Here is a 20,863-nt window from a genome sequence, read left to right as displayed (position 1 = left end):
CCCGACCCCTGATCGCGCATGCGAACGCTCTGGGACTCTGCGACGATCGCAGCATGATCACGCGGCTCAGGGGGCTCTTGACGGCGTGGACGATCATCGTGCCGGTCCTCGCGGTCGTCCTGCTGATCCTCACCTGGGGGCGGTCCCTGCCCGGCGTGGTCGTCGGCGTGGCCACCCTGGTCCTCGCGGGCTCGGTCCTGGCCGCGGTGCACCACGCGGAGGTGGTCGCCCACCGGGTCGGCGAACCCTTCGGCTCCCTGGTCCTCGCGATCGCCGTCACCGTCATCGAGGTCGCGCTCATCGTGACCTTGATGGCGGACGGCGGCGACAAGTCCTCGACGCTCGCCAGGGACACGGTGTTCGCGGCCGTGATGATCACCTGCAACGGCGTGGTCGGACTGAGCCTGCTGGTCGGCTCCCTGCGCCATGGCACGGCCGTCTTCAACGCCGAGGGCACCGGCGCCGCGCTCGCCACCGTGGCGACCCTGGCCACACTCAGCCTGGTGCTCCCGACGTTCACCACCACCCAGCCGGGACCGCAGTTCTCCGGAGTCCAGCTCACCTTCGCCGCGATCTCCTCGCTCGTCCTGTACGGCCTGTTCGTGACCACCCAGACCGTGCGGCACCGCGACTACTTCCTGCCGATCACCCGGCAGGGCGAGGTGATCACTTCCGAGGACCACGCGGCGGCACCTTCCGCCCGCACCGCCTGGATCAGCCTGGGACTGCTGGGCCTGGCCCTGGTCGGCGTGGTCGGACTGGCCAAGGGCGTGTCGCCCACCGTCGAGTCCGCGGTGGAGTCGGCCGGTCTGCACCACGCGGTCGTCGGCGTGATCATCGCCCTGCTCGTGCTGCTGCCCGAGACCATCGCAGCGCTGCGCTCCGCCCGGCGCGACCGGGTGCAGACCAGCCTCAACCTCGCGCTGGGATCCGCGATGGCCAGCATCGGGCTGACCATCCCGGCCGTCGCGCTGGCGTCGCTGTGGCTGTCCGGGCCGCTCGTCCTGGGCCTCGGCTCCACTCACATGCTGCTGCTCCTGCTCACCGTGGTGGTCAGTTCGCTGACCGTGGTGCCGGGACGGGCCACGCCGCTCCAGGGCGGCGTCCACCTGGTGATCTTCGCGGCCTACCTGGAGCTGGCGATCAACCCCTAGGCGCACCGGCGTGCCGTGATAGACCGGGTCCGAGCGGCGGTCGCCCATCGGCCGCCGCAGGACGAACGGACCGGAGGAACCGTGCCCCGCACCCTGGCCAACGCCCCGATCATGATTCTCAACGGACCCAACCTGAACCTGCTCGGGCAGCGGCAGCCGGAGATCTACGGCTCCGACACGCTCGCGGACGTCGAGGCGCTGTGCGCCAAGGCAGCCGCGGCGCACGGCGGCACGGTCGACTTCCGCCAGTCCAACCACGAGGGCGAGCTGGTCGACTGGATCCACGAGGCCCGACTGAACCACTGCGGAATCGTCATCAACCCGGCCGCCTACTCGCACACCTCCGTCGCCATCCTCGACGCGCTCAACACCTGCGACGGGCTGCCGGTGGTGGAGGTGCACATCTCCAACATCCACCAGCGCGAGCAGTTCCGGCACCACTCCTATGTCTCCCTGCGCGCCGACGGCGTCATCGCCGGGTGCGGAGTGCAGGGCTACGCGTTCGCGGTGGAGCGGGTCGCGGCACTGGCCGGCGCACAGCGGGCGGCCGACGCGTAGCCGCCCGCCGCCGGGGCCGCCGGCCGAGGGCGGGACAGAGGACCGGCGGCCCGTACCGCGCGGGAGCCGTCCTCCCGTGCGGGGCTGCCCCCAGTCGACTACGCGACGACGCGGAGGGGGAGCGGGCGCGCGCCGCCGGTGTGTGCGCGGGGTTCACACGGGGTGCGCGGGGCGCACGGCCGGGGAGCGGGGGGCGGGCCGTACGCCGCCCGCTCACCACCAGCCGCCCGCTCACCAGCCGCGCGCGTGCCACTCCTGCAGATGCGGGCGCTCGGCGCCCAGCGTGGTGTCGTTGCCGTGGCCCGGGTAGACCCAGGTCTCGTCCGGGAGAGCGTCGAAGATCTTCGTCTCCACGTCATGGATCAGGCTGGCGAACGCCTTCGGGTTCTTGTGGGTGTTGCCGACCCCGCCGGGGAAGAGGCAGTCGCCCGTGAACACGTGCGGATGCCCGTGCGGGTCGTCGTAGACCAGCGCGATCGAGCCGGGGGTGTGGCCGACGAGGTGGCGGGCGGTGAGTTCCACCTGCCCCACCCGTACGGTGTCCCCGTCGCCCACGAGGACATCGGTCGGCACCGGGATGCCCTCGGCGTCGTCCCGTCCCGCGTACGTGCGCGCGCGCGTGGCCGCCACGACCTCCGCCAGCGCCTGCCAGTGGTCGGCGTGCCGGTGGGTGGTGACGACGGAGGCGATGCCGTCGTCACCGATCATGCCGAGCAGCGTGTGCGCGTCGTTCGCCGCGTCGATCAGCAGTTGCTCGTCCGTGGCCCGGCAGCGCAGCAGATAGGCGTTGTTGTCCATCGGGCCGACCGCGATCTTGGTGATCATCAGGTCCTTCAGCTCGTGCACGTCCGCCGGGCCGCCGACCTTCACCTCTCCGCTGTACGTCATGGCCGTCAGCCTATAGCGGGGGCGGCCGCCCGGGGACCGCGCACGCGGCTACAACGGTGGCAGTGCCGGGAGCGCGCCGCCCGCCACCGCCAGGGCGGATCCGTCGCGGCGTCCCGCGAGCCAGCCGAGCAGGTCCGCCCGGGCCCCCGTGACGGTGACCGCGGGCTGGTCCGTCTCCCGGCCCGTGTCCCACGCGTGCGTGCCGTCCGTCAGCCGGGCCGGCGGCACGTCCGGGTGCCCGGAGAACCGCTGGGCCAGGAACTCGATCTCCCGCTCGACGAACTCCGCCGGCAGGTCCTCGAGCTCGTGGCCGATGCCGAGGTCCACGTGGTGCAGTTCGACCTCCACCCAGCGCCGGAAGGGCACCCGGGACGCGGAGTCGGTGACGCCGTTGCGCAGCTCCACGGTCCGCGACCAGTCCGCGAGCTCGGCCGCCGTCCGCTGGAAGCGGGCCGCGGTGTCGCGCACGTCGGTGAGCTGGACGTCGAGGGGGCGCGGGGCGTCCCGCTCGATGTCGGCGTCCCGGGCCTCGGCGGACACGTACATGGGACGGCCCTCGAAGACGTTCACCAGCGCGTCCGCGTTGCGGGCGAGGTGGGCCAGGATGTGGCCCCGGGTCCAGCCGGGCAGACGTGACTGGTCGGTCACAGCCGCGTTGTCCATCTTGCCGACAGCGGTCAGCAGTCGTTCGGTTGCGTCCTGCACAGACGCCAGGTCGCGCGCGTGATCCATCATGACGCCGACCCTAGTCCCGCCACACCTTCGGGTGAAGGCGGTGAAGGACGGCCGTAAATCGAATGTACGTGCTATAAGGTCGGGAGTGGCATCGGGCATGCTGGAGAGCCGGGGATTGTTGTGTATCCGGGTGCATCCGGGAATCCCGCCCGGCGTTGTCAGTGGCTCCCCCTAGTCTGAGAAAGCACGGGGGCCCCGCCCCTGTCACTTCTCTCAAGAAAGGTGCGGACCGGCGTGGCCGACCGTCTCATCGTCCGTGGCGCGCGCGAGCACAACCTGAAGAACGTCTCGCTCGACCTGCCTCGGGACTCGCTCATCGTCTTCACGGGCCTGTCCGGGTCGGGCAAGTCCTCCCTGGCCTTCGACACCATCTTCGCCGAGGGCCAGCGGCGCTACGTGGAGTCGCTCTCCTCGTACGCCCGCCAGTTCCTCGGCCAGATGGACAAGCCGGACGTCGACTTCATCGAGGGCCTCTCCCCGGCGGTCTCCATCGACCAGAAGTCGACCTCGCGCAACCCGCGCTCGACGGTCGGCACCATCACCGAGGTCTACGACTACCTGCGCCTGCTCTTCGCCCGCATCGGCAAGCCGCACTGCCCCGAGTGCGGCCGCCCGATCTCACGGCAGTCGCCGCAGGCCATCGTCGACAGGGTGCTCGAGCTGCCGGAGGGGAGCCGCTTCCAGGTGCTCTCGCCGCTGGTGCGCGAGCGCAAGGGCGAGTTCGTCGACCTCTTCGCCGACCTCCAGACCAAGGGCTACTCCCGCGCGCGCGTGGACGGCGAGACCATCCAGCTCTCCCACCCGCCCACGCTGAAGAAGCAGGAGAAGCACACCATCGAGGTGGTCGTCGACCGCCTCACGGTCAAGGACTCCGCCAAGCGCCGCCTCACCGACTCCGTCGAGACCGCGCTCGGCCTGTCCGGCGGCATGATCGTGCTCGACTTCGTCGACCTGCCCGAGGACGACCCCGAGCGCGAGCGGATGTACTCGGAGCACCTGTACTGCCCGTACGACGACCTGTCCTTCGAGGAGATGGAGCCTCGTTCCTTCTCCTTCAACTCGCCCTTCGGCGCCTGCCCCGAGTGCACCGGCATCGGCACACGCATGGAGGTCGACCCGGAGCTGATCGTCCCGGACGAGGAGAGGACCCTCGACGAGGGTGCCATCCACCCCTGGTCGCACGGGCACACGAAGGACTACTTCGGCCGGCTGGTCGACGCCCTGGCCGACGCACTCGGCTTCCGCACCGACATCCCCTTCGCGGGCCTGCCGCAGCGCGCCAAGAAGGCCCTGCTCCACGGCCACAAGACGCAGATCGAGGTCCGCTACCGCAACCGGTACGGGCGCGAGCGCGTCTACACCACGCCCTTCGAGGGCGCCGTGCCGTTCGTCAAGCGCCGGCACAGCGAGGCCGAGAGCGACGCCAGCCGCGAGCGCTTCGAGGGGTACATGCGCGAGGTGCCCTGCCCCACCTGTGAGGGCACGCGCCTGAAGCCGGTCGTCCTCGCGGTCACGCTCATGGGCAAGTCGATCGCCGAGATCTCCGCGATGTCCATCAGCGACTGCGCGGACTTCCTGCGCGGGCTGAAGCTGGACGCCCGCGACAAGAAGATCGCCGAGCGCGTCCTCAAGGAGGTCAACGAGCGGCTGCGGTTCCTGGTCGACGTCGGCCTCGACTACCTCTCGCTGAACCGCGCGGCCGGCACGCTCTCCGGCGGCGAGGCCCAGCGCATCCGTCTGGCCACCCAGATCGGCTCCGGCCTGGTCGGCGTCCTGTACGTCCTGGACGAGCCGTCCATCGGCCTGCACCAGCGCGACAACCACCGGCTGATCGAGACCCTGGTCCGGCTGCGCGACATGGGCAACACGCTCATCGTCGTCGAGCACGACGAGGACACCATCAAGACCGCCGACTGGATCGTCGACATCGGCCCCGGCGCGGGCGAGCACGGCGGCAAGGTCGTGCACAGCGGCTCCCTGAAGGAACTGCTCGCCAACGCCGAGTCGCAGACCGGGCAGTACCTGGCCGGCAAGAAGGCGATCCCGCTGCCCGACATCCGGCGCCCGCTCGATCCGTCCCGGCAGCTCACCGTGCACGGCGCCCGTGAGAACAACCTGAAGGACATCGACGTGTCCTTCCCGCTCGGCCTGTTCACGGCGGTCACCGGAGTCTCCGGCTCGGGCAAGTCGACGCTGGTCAACGACATCCTGTACACGCACCTGGCCCGCGAGCTGAACGGCGCCCGCAACGTGCCCGGCCGGCACACGCGCGTGGACGGCGACGACCTCGTGGACAAGGTGGTGCACGTCGACCAGTCGCCCATCGGCCGCACCCCGCGGTCCAACCCGGCGACGTACACCGGCGTCTTCGACCACGTCCGCAAGCTGTTCGCCGAGACCACCGAGGCGAAGGTCCGGGGCTACCAGCCCGGTCGCTTCTCCTTCAACGTCAAGGGCGGGCGCTGCGAGAACTGCGCGGGCGACGGCACCATCAAGATCGAGATGAACTTCCTGCCGGACGTCTACGTCCCCTGCGAGGTCTGCCACGGCGCCCGCTACAACCGGGAGACCCTGGAAGTCCACTACAAGGGCAAGTCCATCGCCGACGTGCTCAACATGCCGATCGAGGAGGCGACCGAGTTCTTCGAGGCGGTCCCGGCGATCGCCCGCCACCTCAATACCCTCAAGGACGTCGGCCTCGGCTACGTCCGGCTGGGACAGTCCGCGACCACCCTCTCCGGCGGTGAGGCGCAGCGCGTGAAGCTCGCCAGCGAGCTGCAGCGCCGCTCCACCGGACGCACGGTCTACGTCCTGGACGAGCCCACCACCGGTCTGCACTTCGAGGACATCAGCAAGCTGCTGAAGGTGCTGTCCGGACTGGTCGACAAGGGCAACACGGTCATCGTCATCGAGCACAACCTCGATGTGATCAAGACCGCCGACTGGGTCGTCGACATGGGTCCCGAGGGCGGTGCAGGCGGCGGCCTGGTCATCGCCGAGGGCACGCCCGAGGAGGTCGCCGGCGTCCCGGCCAGCCACACCGGGAAGTTCCTGCGCGAGATCCTTCAGCCGGACCGGATCAGCGACGCCGCCTCCTCGGCCAAGGCCCCGCGCGGGACCGGCGCCAAGAAGGCCGTCGCGGCCGCGTCGGCGACCCGCAAGACGGCCACGGCGAGGACGACGACCAAGACCGCCAACAGCACGGCAAGCAAGAAGGCGACGCCCGTGAAGAAGACGACGCGGGCCCGCAAGGCCTGAGACACCGTCCGGCAGGCCACCGCGCCCCGCGGGCACTCCCGCGGGGCGCCGCTCGCTCCGGAGGTCTACGGCGCGCCCACCTCCGCCGCGTACGGCGGCTCCGCTCCCGCGCGCGAGCAGGTGATCGCCGCCGCGCGGGCCGCGAACCGCAGCAGCCGGTTCCAGCCCGAGGCGCCGAGGTCCGCAAGGCCCTCGGGGGAGAGGGCGTCCTGCACGGCCAGTGCGTGCAGCAGGGCCGCGTTCACGGTGTCGCCCGCGCCGATGGTGTCGACGACGTCGACCTTCTCGCCCGGCACGGAGTGCTCCGCGCCGTCCCGGGTGTACGCGGTGAGCCCGTCGCCGCCGTGGGTGATCACCACGGCCCCGGGCCCGGCGGCCAGCCACTCGCGCGGAGTACCGCCCAGCCACCCCGCGTCCTCCTCGGAGAGCTTCAGCAGCGACACCGAGGGCAGCCAGCTCGCGAAACGCGCCCGGTAGGCGTCCGCGTCCGCGATCAGCCCGGGCCGGATGTTCGGGTCCAGCGCGGTGAACACACCCTGCGCGGACGCCGTCCGCATCAGCTCCTCGTAGGCGCTCGCGCCCGGCTCCAGTACCAGCGAGCAGGTGCCGAAGGACACCGCGCGAGTTCCGGCGGGGAGGGCGGCGGGCACCGTGAACAGACGGTCGGCGGTGCCGTCGACGTAGAACGAGTACGCGGCGGAGCCGTCGGCGCCGACCGTGGCGACCGCCAGCGTGGTCGGCTCGGCGCCGCGCTGCACACCGGACACGTCCACTCCGGCCCCCCGCAGCCCGTCGAGCAGGGCCTCGCCGAAGGCGTCGTACGACGTGCGGGAGCAGAACGCCGTGGGCGAGCCGAGGCGGCCCAGCGCGACGGCCGTGTTGTACGGGCCGCCGCCGAGCGCCGGTCTGAGGTCCGCGAGGGCTCCCCTTCCCCGCGGTACCAGGTCGATCAGGGCCTCACCGGCGACGACGATCACGAGTCGGTTCCTCTCTCGGACAGCTCGGGCCGGGAAGCTATCCCATTGCGCGCCGGAGGTAAATCGCCGGCCCGGCTCGTCCGCGTCCGTCCGTCCGACCCGCCCCCGTCCGGTCCGGGCCCGGTGGGTATCGTCGGCGTTGTCCAGCCCCTTGACCAGTGGAGGCCTTCATGTCCGGCCGCCCCTCCGCGAGCCGCCGCACGATCCTGCGGGGAGCGGCCCTCACCCCCGTCTTCGCGATCGGGCTCACCGCCTGCGGACCGATCGGCGGCGGCGTCACGACCCCCGCCACGCCCACCGCGCCGGTCGACCTCGGCGCCGAGAGCGAGGTCCCCAAGGGCGGCGCCAAGCTGTACCGGGACCACAACGTGGTGGTCAGCCGGGGCGCGGACGGCACCCTGAAGGCGTACAGCACGATCTGCACGCACGCGCAGTGCCCGATCAACAAGCTCCAGGGGACGAAGCTGATCTGCCCCTGCCACGGCAGCGAGTTCGACGCCACGACCGGCGAGGTGGTGCGCTCCCCGGCAAGCGCGCCGCTGCCCGAACTGCCCGTGCGTGCCGAGGGCGGCAGGCTCGTCGCCGGACCCGGCGCCTGACGTCCGCCGCCGACCCGGCCCGCTCACTCCCAGTCCCAGCCGACCCCCACGGTCCCGGACCGCACGCGCGGCTCCACGAGGTGCACCGAACGGTGCCGCTCGCTGACCGCCAGCTCCCGGCGGCCGCTGCGCGGAGCCGCCGCCGACGCCTGAGTGAACCGGTGGCAGCGCACCGGCAGGGTGCCGGCGTCGAATCGCACCTGAAGGGCGTACTGGCCGCCGGCGGAGGTGAACTCCCGGACGTACTCGCGCGTCGTCCCGGCCGTTCCGTCCTCCACGCCGTGCCGGAACAGGAACGTGTCGCCGGCCCGCAGCCGGGTGTCGAAGAGCAGCTCGGCCACCAGCACCCCGGTGTCGTGGTGCCGGCGTATCCGCCCGGTGCGGCAGTTCTCCAGGGCCCGCACGGTCATCCGCTCCGGCGCGCACCCCGGATCGCCGTGGTGGACGGCCACGAAGCGGTCCACGCCGTCCCGGTGGGCGCGCACGATGTGCTGGGACTCGCGGCCCGCGAGCTCGCGGCGCGCCCCGATCAGCACCCGCTCGTGGTGCCCGAGCACGTGCAGCCCGCCGCCGGGCGGGCAGTCCAGCTCCGCCAGCAGCCCGCGCAGTACGTCGGAGGCGCGGACCAGGGAGCGGTAGGAGCGCACGGCGGGCCGCCCGCCGGCCGCGTGCTCGTCGGCGTCGGCCAGCAGCCGGATCAACGACTCGTCCGGCAGCTGCAGGATCTCCTCCAGCGCCCGCACGGCCCGCAGCGACTCCGGGCGCTGCGGGCGCCGGGCGCCCTGCTGCCAGTAGCTGAGGCTGGTGACGCCGACCTTCACCCCGTAACGCGTCAGATGGTGCTGCACGCGCTGCAACGGCAGTCCGCGGGCGGCGATCGCGGCGCGCAGCGCCACGTGGAAGGGGCCGCCCCGCAGGGCCGTGTCCAGTTCCGCGGTGGCGACATCCGCCTCCTGTGTGGCGTGCGGCATGCGCGGGCCTTTCTGTGAAGGTGCGGGCGGCTCGGCGGACCCTTCACGCGGGTCGTCGGGGCCGCCCCGCGCGAAGGCAGGGTTCTTCACATCCGTACGCCGTCGTTCACGGCCCCGAGTTCCCCCGCATTGAAGCGTGTTGACCAAGTCCCGACAACACCTGAGACCCGACAGGAGTGCGCTCCTGGCCAAGGAAGCAGCCGTGGCCGGGGCGCGCCGCTGCCCGGGTCGTGGAGGGCCGCCGCGGTGTCGGTGCTCGACAGTAGGGTTGAGACATGGCCGACCCCTCCAGCTACCGCCCCAAGTCGGGAGACATCCCGGACTCACCCGGGGTCTACCGGTTCCGTGACGAGTACCGCCGGGTCATCTACGTCGGAAAGGCCAAGAGCCTGCGCCAGCGCCTGGCGAACTACTTCCAGGACCTCGCGCACCTCCACCCGCGCACTCGCAGCATGGTCACCACGGCCGCGTCCGTGGAGTGGACGGTGGTGTCCACGGAGGTCGAGGCGCTGCAGCTGGAGTACTCCTGGATCAAGGAGTACGACCCCCGGTTCAACGTCAAGTACCGCGACGACAAGAGCTACCCGTACCTCGCGGTGACGATGAACGAGGAGTTCCCGCGGGTGCAGGTGATGCGCGGCCACAAGAAGAAGGGCGTGCGCTACTTCGGGCCGTACGGGCACGCGTGGGCCATCCGCGACACCGTCGACCTGCTGCTGCGCGTCTTCCCGGTGCGCACCTGCTCGGCCGGTGTCTTCAAGAACGCCGCCCGCACCGGCCGCCCCTGCCTGCTGGGCTACATCGGCAAGTGCTCCGCGCCCTGTGTCGGCCGCGTCTCCGCCGAGGAGCACCGCGAACTGGCCGAGGACTTCAGCGACTTCATGGCCGGCCGCACCGGAACGTATCTGCGCCGCCTGGAGAAGGAGATGACGGAGGCGGCCGAGGAGATGGAGTACGAGCGGGCCGCCCGCCTGCGCGACGACATCGAGGCCCTGAAGAAGGCCATGGAGAAGAACGCGGTCGTGCTCGCCGACGCGACCGACGCCGACCTCATCGCCGTCGCCGAGGACGAGCTGGAGGCCGCGGTGCAGATCTTCCACGTGCGCGGCGGACGGGTGCGCGGCCAGCGCGGCTGGGTGACCGACAAGGTGGAGGACGTCACCACCGGCGCCCTCGTCGAGCACGCCCTGCAGCAGTTGTACGGCGAGGAGAGCGGGGACGCCGTCCCCAAGGAGGTCCTCGTCCCCGCCCTGCCCGACCCGGTCGAGCCGGTCCAGGAGTGGCTCGCCGAGCGCCGCGGGTCGAACGTCTCGCTGCGCATCCCGCAGCGCGGCGACAAGAAGGCCCTCATGGAGACCGTGCAGCGCAATGCCCAGCAGGGGCTCGTCCTGCACAAGACCAGGCGCGCCTCCGACCTCACCACGCGCTCGCGCGCCCTGGAGGAGATCGCCGAGGCCCTCGACCTGGACAGCGCCCCCCTCAGGATCGAGTGCTACGACATCTCCCACCTCCAGGGCGACGACGTGGTGGCCTCCATGGTCGTCTTCGAGGACGGCCTCCAGCGCAAGAGCGAGTACCGCCGCTTCCAGATCAAGGGCTTCGAGGGCCAGGACGACGTCCGCTCCATGCACGAGGTGATCACCCGCCGCTTCAGGCGCTACCTCGCGGAGAAGGAGAGGACCGGCGAGTGGGCCGACGGCGAGGACGTCCCCGTGGACGGCTTGCCGGACGGCTCCCCCGACGGTGCACCTGGCGGCCCCGTCGGCGCGCTCACCGAGGACGACGGCCGCCCCAAGCGCTTCGCCTACCCGCCCCAGCTCGTCGTCGTCGACGGCGGGCAGCCCCAGGTGGCGGCAGCCCAGCGGGCCCTGGACGAACTCGGCATCGACGACATCGCCGTGTGCGGACTGGCCAAGCGGCTGGAGGAGGTCTGGCTGCCCGGCGACGACGACCCGGTGGTCCTGCCCCGCAGCAGCGAGGGCCTGTACCTGCTGCAACGCGTGCGCGACGAGGCCCACCGGTTCGCCATCACCTACCAGCGCACCAGACGGGCCAAGCGCTTCCGGGCCGGGCCCCTGGACGACGTGCCCGGCCTCGGCGAGACACGCAAACAGGCGCTGATCAAGCATTTCGGCTCGGTGAAGCGGCTGCGGTCCGCGACAATCGACCAGATCTGCGGGGTACCCGGTATAGGCCGTAAAACGGCCGAGACCATCGCCGCGGCACTCGCCCAGGCGGCCCCGGCCGCACCCGCCGTCAACACGGCGACTGGAGAGATCATGGAAGACGTGGAAGAAGCGCCGCCGGCGACTACGGCGGGTGACGCGGAGACGCCCGTGCCCACGGGCGTTCCGGACGACCGACGGGGGCAGGAGACATGACCGAGCACGACGCACGGCGAAGCGCCGAGCGAGATCAGTCCCACGAGGGACCGCGCGAGGAACAGCACGATCGCGCGTCCAAGGAAAACGGAGCACAGGTGAGTACGGGCATCGACACGGCCGGCGTCCCCGACACGGCCATTCCCGAGCTGGTGATCATCTCCGGCATGTCCGGGGCCGGCCGGTCCACGGCCGCCAAATGTCTGGAGGACCTCGGCTGGTTCGTCGTCGACAACCTGCCGCCGGCACTGATCCCCACCATGGTGGAGCTCGGTGCCCGCTCGCAGGGCAACGTGGCACGCATCGCGGTCGTCGTCGACGTCCGCGGCCGCCGCTTCTTCGACAACCTGCGCGAGTCCCTGGCCGGCCTGGAGGCCAAGAACGTCACCAGGCGGATCGTTTTCCTGGAGTCATCGGACGAGGCCCTGGTGCGCCGCTTCGAGTCGGTGCGCCGGCCCCACCCGCTCCAGGGCGACGGCCGCATCGTCGACGGCATCGCCGCCGAGCGCGAGCTGCTGCGCGAACTGCGCGGCGACGCCGACCTGGTGATCGACACCTCCAGCCTCAACGTGCACGAACTGCGCGCCAAGATGGACGCCCAGTTCGCCGGCGAGGAGGAGCCCGAACTGCGGGCCACCGTGATGTCGTTCGGCTTCAAGTACGGCCTGCCGGTCGACGCCGACCTGGTCGCCGACATGCGGTTCCTGCCCAACCCGCACTGGGTCCCCGAACTGCGCCCGTACACCGGCCTGAACGACGAGGTCGCCGCGTACGTCTTCAACCAGCCCGGCGCCAAGGAGTTCCTCGACCGCTACGCCGAGCTGCTGCGGCTCATCTCGGCCGGCTACCGGCGCGAGGGCAAGCGGTACGTGACCATCGCGATCGGCTGCACGGGCGGCAAGCACCGCTCGGTGGCCGTGTCGGAGAAGCTCGCCGCGCGGCTCGCGGCCGAGGGCGTGGAGACCGTCGTCGTCCACCGGGACATGGGGCGCGAGTGAGCGGACGTACTCCGCGGCTGAGCAGGCTGCGCCGGGTGGTGCCGGAGGGGCGTTCGGCGCGCCAGGCGATCGCGGCGCGCGCGGGGCGCCCGGCCGAGGCCCGGGGCGGCCGCGCGCGCCGCCGCGGCGCTCAGCCCAAGGTGGTCGCCCTCGGCGGCGGCATGGGCCTGTCCGCCTCGCTCGCCGCACTGCGCCGGATCACCGGCGACCTCACGGCCGTCGTCACCGTGGCCGACGACGGGGGCTCCAGCGGGCGCCTGCGCGACGAGCTGGGCGTGCTGCCGCCCGGGGACCTGCGCAAGGCGCTGGCCGCGCTGTGCGGCGACGACGACTGGGGCCAGACCTGGGCCCGAGTGATCCAGCACCGCTTCACCTCCCAGGGCGACCTGCACGACCACGCGGTGGGCAACCTGCTGATCGTCGCCCTGTGGGAACAGCTCGGCGACCATGTCCAGGCGCTGGACCTGGTGGGCAAGCTGCTGGGGGCGCACGGGCGCGTGCTGCCCATGTCCGCCGTCCCCCTGGAGCTCCAGGCCCTGGTCAAGGGGCACGACCCGGAGCGGCCCGAGGACGTCGACACCGTGCGCGGCCAGGCCACCGTCGCGCTCACCTCGGGCGAGGTGCAGTCCGTGCACCTGGTGCCGCTCGACCCGCCCGCCGTGCCCGAGGCCGTCGACGCGGTCCTGGACGCGGACTGGGTGGTGCTCGGACCCGGCTCCTGGTTCTCCTCGGTCATCCCGCACCTGCTGGTGCCCGAGCTCCTGGACGCGCTCACCGAGACCAGGGCCCGCCGGGTGCTGTCCCTGAACCTCGCGCCGCAGCCGGGAGAAACCGAGGGCTTCTCCCCGCAGCGTCATTTGGAGGTTTTGGGACGACACGCCCCTAAACTCGCCCTGGACGTGGTGCTGGCCGACGAGGCCGCCGTGCCCGACCGCGATGTGCTGACCGAGGCCGCCGAGCGGTTCGGCGCCGCGGTCGAGCTCGCGCCGGTGGCCCGGAGGGACGGAACTCCGCGGCACGACCCGGAGCTGCTGGCCGCCGCGTACGACCGTATTTTTCGGATGCATGGAAGGATCGGCCCATGGCGATGACGGCAGCGGTGAAGGACGAGATCTCCCGGCTCCCCGTCACCCGGACCTGCTGCAGGAAGGCGGAGGTCTCCGCCCTTCTGCGGTTCGCCGGCGGCCTCCACCTGGTCAGCGGGCGGATCGTGATCGAGGCGGAGCTGGACACCGCCATGGCGGCACGGCGCCTGAAGCGGGACATCCTGGAGATCTTCGGGCACAGCTCCGAGCTGATCGTGATGGCGCCGGGCGGGCTGCGCCGCGGCTCGCGCTACGTCGTGCGCGTCGTCGCGGGCGGTGACCAGCTGGCCCGCCAGACCGGTCTGGTCGACGGTCGGGGCCGCCCGATCCGCGGCCTGCCGCCGCAGGTGGTCTCGGGGGCCACCTGCGACGCGGAGGCCGCCTGGCGCGGTGCCTTCCTGGCCCACGGCTCGCTCACCGAGCCGGGCCGTTCCTCCTCCCTGGAGGTGACGTGCCCGGGCCCGGAGGCGGCCCTCGCGCTGGTCGGTGCCGCGCGGCGGCTGTCCATCGCCGCGAAGGCCCGCGAGGTGCGGGGCGTGGACCGGGTGGTGGTCCGCGACGGCGACGCGATCGGCGCCCTGCTGACCCGTCTCGGCGCCCACGAGTCCGTGCTGGCCTGGGAGGAGCGGCGGATGCGCCGCGAGGTCCGCGCCACGGCCAACCGCCTCGCCAACTTCGACGACGCCAATCTGCGCCGCTCGGCCCGCGCGGCCGTCGCGGCCGGCGCGCGGGTGGCCCGCGCCCTGGAGATCCTCGCCGACGACGTCCCCGAGCACCTCGCCGCCGCGGGGCGCCTGCGCATGGAGCACAAGCAGGCCTCCCTGGAGGAGCTGGGCGCCCTCGCCGACCCCCCGCTGACCAAGGACGCGGTCGCCGGCCGCATCCGCCGTCTGCTGGCCATGGCCGACAAGCGGGCCTCCGACCTCGGCATCCCCGGTACCGAGGCGAACCTCGCCGACGAACTGGCGGACAACCTGGCGGGCTGACCGCCAGGGGCCGGCCGACCGGCCGGCCCCATGTTCCGACCGGCCCACGTCCTGATCGTTCCCGACCGCCCTGCCGCCTCCGGCCGGCCGCGTCCTCCCGCCACGGGTCGGTCGGCGCCACCCGACCGACCCGCGCCGACCGCCATCGGCGTGCCGCCTCACATCGATCGTCACCTCACCCCGACCGGCCACCATCGGCCAACCAGCACCGGCTGGTTGGCCGATGGTGGCCGGTCGGTTGATTTACGGCTACCGACAGTGACCAGCCCCGGGGCGGCCGACGCGGGTCGGCGACGGTGCTTGACAGGCCGCTTCGGCCGCCGAGGAGGGAGGTCGCCGAGGTATGGACGGGCGGTGGGGACACTCCGCCACGGAGGCGGCCCCGTGGGTGAATTGACGGGTTTGCCGGAAGTCCGGATTGGCCGGAGATCGCGGCATTTCACAAGTGAGCTGAGGTGCTCACGAACGAGTGACCAACACGGTCAATTGGTATGGGCAATCCATAGCGAAATCGGGTGATCCCGGCGGCCTGCGCCAGGGGTTCGGACCTTTGTGGAAGCCGTGCTGTCCAGGACGCGTCCGGATGTCACTTCGGAGGCCTTGGAGGGGTAGGGTCGTGGGTGGTCGGGGACATCCCAATACAGCTCGCCGGCGTCGAAACCGGCGTACCAACGAGGAGATCGGTTCGTGACGATCCGCGTAGGCATCAACGGCTTTGGCCGCATCGGTCGTAACTACTTCCGCGCGCTGCTGGAGCAGGGTGCAGACATCGAGATCGTGGCTGTCAATGACCTGGGTGACACCGCGACCACCGCTCACCTGCTGAAGTACGACACCATCCTGGGCCGCCTCAAGCAGGAGGTCTCCCACACCGCCGACACCATCACGGTCGACGGCCACACCATCAAGGTGCTGTCCGAGCGCAACCCCGCCGACATCCCCTGGGGTGAACTCGGCGTCGACATCGTCATCGAGTCCACCGGCATCTTCACCAAGAAGGAAGACGCCGAGAAGCACATCGCCGGCGGCGCCAAGAAGGTCATCATCTCCGCCCCGGCGAAGAACGAAGACGTCACCATCGTGATGGGCGTCAACCAGGACACGTACGACCCGGCCAGCCACCACGTCATCTCCAACGCCTCCTGCACCACCAACTGCGTGGCGCCGATGGCGAAGGTCCTCGACGAGAACTTCGGCATCGTCAAGGGTCTGATGACCACCGTGCACGCGTACACGAACGACCAGCGCATCCTGGACTTCCCGCACAAGGACCTGCGCCGCGCCCGTGCCGCCGCCGAGAACATCATCCCGACCACCACCGGCGCCGCCAAGGCCACCGCCCTGGTGCTGCCGCAGCTCAAGGGCAAGCTGGACGGCATCGCCATGCGTGTCCCGGTTCCCACCGGCTCGGTCACCGACCTCGTCGTCGAACTCTCCCGCGAGGTCACCAAGGAAGAGGTCAACGCCGCCTTCCAGAAGGCCGCCGAGGGGGAGCTGAAGGGCCTCCTGGACTACACCGAGGACCCGATCGTCTCCTCGGACATCGTCAACGCCCCGGCGTCCTGCACGTTCGACTCCTCCCTGACCATGGTTCAGGACGGCAAGAACGTGAAGATCATCGGCTGGTATGACAATGAGTGGGGCTACTCCAACCGCCTCGTCGACCTCACCGTCTTCGTCGGCAACCAGCTCTGACCGGCAGGGCAGGCACCTCGATGTGAGATCAGGGCTCGGGCGGCGCGCCAAGCGCCGTCCGGGCCCTGACGCACGTACAGCGGGCCGAACGACCACAACCCGCCCACGTGCGGATCGATCAGCCCTCGTACGATCAAGAGCCCCCTCCTCAGGAGTCCCACCTCATGAAGACGATCGACGAACTTCTCTCCGAAGGCGTGGACGGCAAGCGGGTCTTCGTCCGCGCCGACCTCAACGTGCCGCTGGCCGACGGTGTCATCACCGACGACGGTCGCATCCGCGCCGTCCTGCCCACTGTCAAGGCCCTCGCCGAGGCCGGCGCCAAGGTGGTCGTCGCCTCCCACCTGGGCCGCCCCAAGGGCGCCCCGGACCCGGCCTTCTCGCTGCTGCCCGCCGCCGAGCGGCTCGGCGAACTCCTGGGCGCCCCCGTGGCGTTCGCTCAGGACACCGTCGGCCCGGCCGCCCACGCCGCCGTGGACGGCCTTCAGCCCGGCCAGGTCGCGGTCATCGAGAACCTGCGGTTCAACCCCGGCGAGACGTCCAAGGACGACACCGGGCGCGGCGAGTTCGCCGACCGGCTCGCCGCCCTCGCGGACGTCTACGTCGGCGACGGATTCGGCGCCGTGCACCGCAAGCACGCCTCCGTCTACGACCTGCCGGCCCGCCTGCCGCACTACGCCGGCTACCTCATCGCCACCGAGGTCGGTGTCCTGAAGAAGCTCACCGAGGACGTCCGGCGGCCCTACGTCGTCGCCCTCGGCGGCGCCAAGGTCTCCGACAAGCTCGCCGTCATCGACGAGCTGCTCGGCAAGGCCGACCGGCTGCTCATCGGCGGTGGCATGGCGTACACCTTCCTCAAGGCCCAGGGCCACGAGATCGGCACGTCCCTCCTTCAGGAGGACCAGCTCCCGGCCGTCAAGGAGTACATCGAGCGGGCCGAGAAGACCGGTGTCGAGCTGGTCCTGCCGGTGGACACGCTGGTCTCGCCCGAGTTCCCGGACCTGAAGGCCAAGGCCCCGGTCCACCCCACCGCCGTCGCCGCGGACGCCATGCCGGCCGGCCAGCAGGGCCTGGACATCGGCCCGGAGTCCCGCAAGCTGTACGCCGCGAAGCTCGCCGACGCCGCCACCGTGTTCTGGAACGGCCCGATGGGCGTCTTCGAGCACCCCGACTTCGCCGAGGGCACCAAGGCGGTCGCCCAGGCCCTGGTCGACTCGGACGGCTTCACCGTCGTGGGCGGCGGCGACTCCGCCGCGGCAGTCCGTACGCTGGGCTTCGACGAGACGGCATTCGGCCACATCTCGACCGGCGGCGGCGCCTCCCTCGAATACCTCGAGGGCAAGACGCTCCCCGGCCTCGCCGCACTGGAGGACTGAAACCGTATGAGCACGCGCACGCCGCTGATGGCGGGCAACTGGAAGATGAACCTCAACCACCTCGAGGCCATCGCGCACGTCCAGAAGCTCGCCTTCGCCCTGGCCGACAAGGACTACGAGGCCGTCGAGGTCGCCGTCCTGCCGCCCTTCACCGACCTGCGCTCCGTGCAGACGCTGGTCGACGGCGACAAGCTCAAGATCAAGTACGGCGCCCAGGACGTCTCGGCGCACGACTCCGGCGCGTACACCGGCGAGATCTCCGGTCCGATGCTGGCCAAGCTGAAGTGCACCTACGTGGTGATCGGCCACTCCGAGCGCCGGCAGTACCACAACGAGACCGACGAGCTGGTGAACGCCAAGGTCAAGGCCGCCTACAAGCACGGCCTGACCCCGATCCTGTGTGTCGGCGAGGAACTGGAGGTCCGCGACGCGGGCAACCACGTCGCGCACACGCTCGCCCAGGTCGAAGGGGGTCTGAAGGACCTCCCGGCCGAGCAGGCCGAGTCGATCGTGATCGCCTACGAGCCCGTCTGGGCCATCGGCACCGGCAAGGTCTGCGGCGCGGCGGAGGCCCAGGAGGTCTGCGGCGCCATCCGCGGCAAGCTCGCCGAGCTGTACTCGCAGGAGGTCGCCGACCAGGTGCGCATCCAGTACGGCGGCTCGGTGAAGTCGGGCAACGTCGCCGAGATCATGGCGCAGAAGGACATCGACGGCGCCCTGGTCGGCGGTGCCTCGCTGGACTCGGACGAGTTCGTCAAGATCGTGCGCTTCGCCGAGCAGTGAGCCGGGTCCACCGCGGGCACTGAGCCGGCCCGCCCTGAGCGGCGGGCCGGGCCGTGAGTATGCGTGGGCGGCGATCCGTCGTACCCTTGCGGGGGCATGGTAGGCATGACCTGCCACACCCCGTCGTCCATCCGAATCCGAGGAAGTTGGTCCAGCCGTGGTTTTGGGGTTCTCGATCGCCCTGATCGTCTTCAGCCTGCTGCTGATGCTGCTGGTGCTGATGCACAAGGGGAAGGGCGGCGGCCTCTCCGACATGTTCGGTGGCGGTATGCAGTCCTCCGTCGGCGGCTCCTCGGTCGCCGAGCGCAACCTCGACCGCATCACCGTGGTCATCGGCCTGCTGTGGCTCGCCTGCATCATCGTGCTCGGCATCCTGATGAAGTCGAGCAGCTGACGAGCGGCTGCCCGTCGGCCGGGACCGCACATTCCACACGTATGGCCCCATGGTCGGTACGCGCTCCTGAGCGCGGCCTATCATGGGGCTTGCGTCTGTGTGGGAGCGGTAACTCCCATCACTGGACGCGCGTTGGGCCTTACGTAGACTGAGGCGCTCGCGGCGGAGCGGAGGCCGACTCGCTTCGCGGCACCATCACGCAGGGAGTTACGACCGTGGCAAGTGGCAACGCGATCCGAGGAAGCCGGGTCGGGGCGGGGCCGATGGGCGAGGCCGAGCGTGGCGAGTCCGCGCCGCGTCTGCGCATCTCCTTCTGGTGCTCCAACGGACACGAGACCCAGCCGAGCTTCGCCAGCGACGCGCAGGTTCCCGACACCTGGGACTGCCCGCGCTGCGGCTTTCCGGCCGGACAGGACCAGGACAACCCGCCGGCCCCGCCGCGGACCGAGCCCTACAAGACGCACCTGGCCTATGTGCGGGAGCGGCGCAGCGACGCGGACGGTGAGGCGATCCTCGCCGAGGCGCTCGCCAAACTGCGGGGCGAGATCTAGGACTTGAGGTCCGGTCGGCCGCCTTCGGGTGCGGGGCCGGACCTGTTGCGTATCCGGGCGGACCGGCCGCCGCGGACCGATTGTCAGTGGTGCCCCCTACGGTTTTCGCATCGGTGAATCGTGAGGCGGGGGAAGCCATGACAGGGGTCGAGGCCGGGCGCGAAGTCGTCGACGCGGGTGCGCCGGCGTGGCGCGGTGGATTCGGACGGCTGTGGAGTGCCGCCGTGCTGTCCAGCTTCGGCGACGCGCTGCGTACGGTCGCGCTGCCGCTGCTCGCCCTGTCCCTGACCGACGACCCGCTGCTCATCGCCTCCGTCACGGCCTGCGGCTATCTGCCCTGGATCGTCTTCGGGCTGCTCGGCGGCGCCGTCGCGGACCGTGTGGACCAGCGGCGCGCGATGTGGGCGGCGGACACGGTACGGGGCCTCCTTGTCGGCGGCTTCGCCCTCGCGGTGGCCCTCGGCCACGCCTCGACCGGCCTGCTGATCGCCCTGGCCTTCGCGCTGACCACGCTCCAGACACTCTTCGACAACGCCGCCACGGCCCTGTTGCCCGCCCTGGTGGGACCCGAGGCGCTCGGCAGCGCCAACGCCCGTCTGATGACCGGGCAGCGCCTCGCGGGCGGGCTGCTGGGCGGCCCGGTCGTCCCCCTGCTGTTCGCCGCGGGGGCCGCCGCGCCCTTCGCGGCCGATGCCGCCACCTTCCTGGTGGCCGCCGCTCTCGTGGCCTCCCTGCGGGTCCCGGCGCCCGAGCGGCAGCCGAGACCGGCGGGCAGCACGCTGCGGCGGGAGACAGCCGAGGGGCTGCGCGCCCTCGGGCGGGACAGGGCCCTGCGCGGGCTGTGCGCCGCCACCGCCCTGTGCAACGTCGGGATGGGCGCGCTCATCGCCACCCTGGTGGTCGTCGTGACCGGCTGGCTGGGCGCGGGCACCAAGGGGTACGCGGCGGCGCTGACGGCGTACACGCTCGGCAGCCTGGCCGGGGGAGCGGTCAACCGGCGGATCGTGGCCCGGCTCGGGCGGATGCGGGCCGTGGTGCTCGCCGGCGTGGTGCAGATCGCCGCGCTGGTGGTCCTGGGGCTGGTGCCCAGCCTGGCCGCCGCGGTGGCCGCGCTGGCCGTGTTCGGGCTGATGGGCATGGTGTGGAACGTCAACACGACGACCTTGATGCAGCAGCGCAGCCCCGCCGGGATGCTGGGCCGGGTCAGCGCGGCCTTCCGGACCCTCGCGGTGGCCGGGGCGCCGCTGGGCGCGGTGCTCGGCGGGGCCGTCGCCGCCGCGTGGGGGCCGAACTGGCCGGCGCTGCTCACGGCCGCGTTCTTCGTCCTTTCCGTGGCCGCGCTGATACCCGCGCGCCGTGCCGACGTACTCGTTGTTACGCCGGATGACGGCGTGACGACGACTCATGTCACCCGCTGATCAACTAGGTTGGACCGGCAGCGGGGCAAGGACGCAGGACAGCTAGGAAAGAAGGC

General features: G+C 71.4%; 18 protein-coding genes. 14 read left to right on the top strand and 4 right to left on the bottom strand.

Annotated elements, in window-relative coordinates:
- The first annotated feature begins 53 nt into the window (after nt 1-53).
- Entirely contained in the window at nt 54-1,154 is a 1,101-nt protein-coding gene (locus ABZ818_RS06150) for an ionic transporter y4hA (RefSeq protein ID WP_361411428.1), read from the top strand.
- Nucleotides 1,155-1,235: 81 nt separating this feature from the next.
- A complete protein-coding gene (gene aroQ / locus ABZ818_RS06145) occupies nt 1,236-1,712 on the top strand; it encodes a type II 3-dehydroquinate dehydratase (protein WP_361411426.1) in 477 nt (158 codons plus the stop codon).
- A 231-nt stretch (nt 1,713-1,943) separates the two neighbouring features.
- On the opposite strand, the gene ABZ818_RS06140 is transcribed toward aroQ, so the two are convergent.
- Together ABZ818_RS06140 and ABZ818_RS06135 are read right to left on the bottom strand one after the other, a co-directional pair.
- On the bottom strand, nt 1,944-2,600 hold the full coding sequence (locus ABZ818_RS06140; RefSeq protein WP_361411424.1) for an MBL fold metallo-hydrolase: 657 nt from the start codon (nt 2,598-2,600) through the stop codon (nt 1,944-1,946).
- Nucleotides 2,601-2,648: 48 nt separating this feature from the next.
- Nucleotides 2,649-3,335, bottom strand: coding sequence for a maleylpyruvate isomerase family mycothiol-dependent enzyme (locus tag ABZ818_RS06135; protein WP_361411422.1), 687 nt, complete (start codon nt 3,333-3,335; stop codon nt 2,649-2,651).
- A gap of 234 nt (nt 3,336-3,569) precedes the next feature.
- On the opposite strand from ABZ818_RS06135, the gene uvrA reads away from it, so the two are divergent.
- Nucleotides 3,570-6,593 carry an excinuclease ABC subunit UvrA gene (gene uvrA / locus ABZ818_RS06130; RefSeq protein ID WP_361411420.1) on the top strand — a complete coding sequence of 1,008 codons (3,024 nt, stop codon included), beginning with the start codon at nt 3,570-3,572 and terminating at the stop codon, nt 6,591-6,593.
- 65 nt (nt 6,594-6,658) lie between these two features.
- Here the strand turns inward: uvrA and ABZ818_RS06125 are convergent, their stop codons facing one another.
- Nucleotides 6,659-7,570: a carbohydrate kinase gene (locus tag ABZ818_RS06125; RefSeq protein WP_361411418.1), complete on the bottom strand. Its 912-nt coding sequence runs from the start codon at nt 7,568-7,570 to the stop codon at nt 6,659-6,661.
- A 170-nt stretch (nt 7,571-7,740) separates the two neighbouring features.
- On the opposite strand from ABZ818_RS06125, the gene ABZ818_RS06120 reads away from it, so the two are divergent.
- Nucleotides 7,741-8,169 (top strand): Rieske (2Fe-2S) protein, encoded by a 429-nt coding sequence (locus ABZ818_RS06120; RefSeq protein ID WP_361411416.1) that lies wholly within the window; start codon nt 7,741-7,743, stop codon nt 8,167-8,169.
- A 23-nt stretch (nt 8,170-8,192) separates the two neighbouring features.
- Here ABZ818_RS06120 and ABZ818_RS06115 read toward each other — a convergent pair whose 3' ends face one another.
- Nucleotides 8,193-9,140 (bottom strand): hypothetical protein, encoded by a 948-nt coding sequence (locus tag ABZ818_RS06115; RefSeq protein ID WP_361411414.1) that lies wholly within the window; start codon nt 9,138-9,140, stop codon nt 8,193-8,195.
- 275 nt (nt 9,141-9,415) lie between these two features.
- Between ABZ818_RS06115 and uvrC the strand changes: the two genes are divergently transcribed.
- From uvrC to ABZ818_RS06065, 10 genes are all read left to right on the top strand, one after another.
- On the top strand, nt 9,416-11,521 hold the full coding sequence (uvrC, locus tag ABZ818_RS06110; RefSeq protein WP_361411412.1) for an excinuclease ABC subunit UvrC: 2,106 nt from the start codon (nt 9,416-9,418) through the stop codon (nt 11,519-11,521).
- Nucleotides 11,518-12,519 (top strand): RNase adapter RapZ, encoded by a 1,002-nt coding sequence (gene rapZ / locus ABZ818_RS06105; protein WP_361411410.1) that lies wholly within the window; start codon nt 11,518-11,520, stop codon nt 12,517-12,519. Before uvrC ends, rapZ begins: the two co-directional genes overlap by 4 nt.
- Complete coding sequence (gene yvcK, locus ABZ818_RS06100) at nt 12,516-13,610, top strand: uridine diphosphate-N-acetylglucosamine-binding protein YvcK (RefSeq protein ID WP_361411408.1); 1,095 nt, start codon at nt 12,516-12,518, stop codon at nt 13,608-13,610. The genes rapZ and yvcK overlap by 4 nt, the downstream gene beginning before the upstream one ends.
- Nucleotides 13,601-14,590 (top strand): DNA-binding protein WhiA, encoded by a 990-nt coding sequence (gene whiA, locus ABZ818_RS06095; protein WP_141362000.1) that lies wholly within the window; start codon nt 13,601-13,603, stop codon nt 14,588-14,590. The genes yvcK and whiA overlap by 10 nt, the downstream gene beginning before the upstream one ends.
- A gap of 687 nt (nt 14,591-15,277) precedes the next feature.
- Entirely contained in the window at nt 15,278-16,285 is a 1,008-nt protein-coding gene (gap, locus tag ABZ818_RS06090; RefSeq protein WP_361411406.1) for a type I glyceraldehyde-3-phosphate dehydrogenase, read from the top strand.
- A gap of 164 nt (nt 16,286-16,449) precedes the next feature.
- A complete protein-coding gene (locus ABZ818_RS06085; RefSeq protein ID WP_361411404.1) occupies nt 16,450-17,661 on the top strand; it encodes a phosphoglycerate kinase in 1,212 nt (403 codons plus the stop codon).
- 6 nt (nt 17,662-17,667) lie between these two features.
- Entirely contained in the window at nt 17,668-18,444 is a 777-nt protein-coding gene (tpiA, locus tag ABZ818_RS06080; RefSeq protein ID WP_361411402.1) for a triose-phosphate isomerase, read from the top strand.
- Between the two features lie 157 nt (nt 18,445-18,601).
- The gene (gene secG, locus ABZ818_RS06075; protein WP_361411400.1) at nt 18,602-18,838 is read left to right on the top strand and encodes a preprotein translocase subunit SecG; all 237 of its coding nucleotides are present in this window, start codon (nt 18,602-18,604) and stop codon (nt 18,836-18,838) included.
- 215 nt (nt 18,839-19,053) lie between these two features.
- Nucleotides 19,054-19,389 (top strand): RNA polymerase-binding protein RbpA, encoded by a 336-nt coding sequence (locus ABZ818_RS06070; protein WP_073952427.1) that lies wholly within the window; start codon nt 19,054-19,056, stop codon nt 19,387-19,389.
- Between the two features lie 137 nt (nt 19,390-19,526).
- Entirely contained in the window at nt 19,527-20,807 is a 1,281-nt protein-coding gene (locus ABZ818_RS06065; RefSeq protein WP_361411398.1) for an MFS transporter, read from the top strand.
- Nucleotides 20,808-20,863: the final 56 nt, after the last annotated feature.

This window comes from Streptomyces sp. NPDC047453, from assembly GCF_040643155.1.
Classification (GTDB): domain Bacteria; phylum Actinomycetota; class Actinomycetes; order Streptomycetales; family Streptomycetaceae; genus Streptomyces.
This window is presented reverse-complemented; position numbering and strand designations above follow the sequence as displayed.

What these genes read in the sequence shown, in the direction of transcription:
- ABZ818_RS06140 (WP_361411424.1), bottom strand. Translation starts at nt 2,600, where the DNA reads ATGACGTACAGCGGAGAGGTGAAGGTCGGCGGCCCGGCGGACGTGCAC.
- ABZ818_RS06065 (WP_361411398.1), top strand. Translation starts at nt 19,527, where the DNA reads ATGACAGGGGTCGAGGCCGGGCGCGAAGTCGTCGACGCGGGTGCGCCG.
- whiA (WP_141362000.1), top strand. Translation starts at nt 13,601, where the DNA reads ATGGCGATGACGGCAGCGGTGAAGGACGAGATCTCCCGGCTCCCCGTC.
- uvrC (WP_361411412.1), top strand. Translation starts at nt 9,416, where the DNA reads ATGGCCGACCCCTCCAGCTACCGCCCCAAGTCGGGAGACATCCCGGAC.
- rapZ (WP_361411410.1), top strand. Translation starts at nt 11,518, where the DNA reads ATGACCGAGCACGACGCACGGCGAAGCGCCGAGCGAGATCAGTCCCAC.
- ABZ818_RS06120 (WP_361411416.1), top strand. Translation starts at nt 7,741, where the DNA reads ATGTCCGGCCGCCCCTCCGCGAGCCGCCGCACGATCCTGCGGGGAGCG.
- ABZ818_RS06150 (WP_361411428.1), top strand. Translation starts at nt 54, where the DNA reads ATGATCACGCGGCTCAGGGGGCTCTTGACGGCGTGGACGATCATCGTG.
- ABZ818_RS06085 (WP_361411404.1), top strand. Translation starts at nt 16,450, where the DNA reads ATGAAGACGATCGACGAACTTCTCTCCGAAGGCGTGGACGGCAAGCGG.
- tpiA (WP_361411402.1), top strand. Translation starts at nt 17,668, where the DNA reads ATGAGCACGCGCACGCCGCTGATGGCGGGCAACTGGAAGATGAACCTC.
- ABZ818_RS06135 (WP_361411422.1), bottom strand. Translation starts at nt 3,335, where the DNA reads ATGATGGATCACGCGCGCGACCTGGCGTCTGTGCAGGACGCAACCGAA.
- ABZ818_RS06115 (WP_361411414.1), bottom strand. Translation starts at nt 9,140, where the DNA reads ATGCCGCACGCCACACAGGAGGCGGATGTCGCCACCGCGGAACTGGAC.